This is a genomic window from Rhodococcus sp. GQ147 (assembly GCF_059759155.1).
Genome location: NZ_JCAXDU010000071.1, coordinates 1 through 329, shown reverse-complemented (window position 1 = coordinate 329; position 329 = coordinate 1). Strand labels below are relative to the sequence as shown.

Below are 329 nucleotides of genomic sequence, written 5' to 3'. Positions count from 1 at the left end.
GCCGCCGCGCATGCCGTCAAGGAACGCCTGCGCCTGCTGCTGGCCGAACACCAGCCGCACCAGATCCGGCGCAGGCTGTACGACTTCTACGACGCCGCCGCCCGCGCCGACATGGAGGAAACCAGCCGCCTGGCGACCACGATCGACACCTGGTGGCCAGCGGTGCTCGTCGCGCTCACCGAGGACGTGACCAACGCCCGCACCGAGGGCTTCAACCGGATCATCAAGCAAACCAAGCGTGTCGGATGCGGCTTCACCAACATGGACAACTACCGAAGGCGCATCATGGTCCACATCGCCCTCACCCGAGGGCAGAGACCAGCAGCATG

Annotated in this window: 1 protein-coding gene; it reads left to right on the top strand. The window is 66.3% G+C overall.

The genetic code is table 11. The features are described 5' to 3' along the window. The coding region (locus AC6CID_RS25075) for a transposase (protein WP_019290728.1) at window positions 1-329 on the top strand (329 nt) is incomplete at both ends.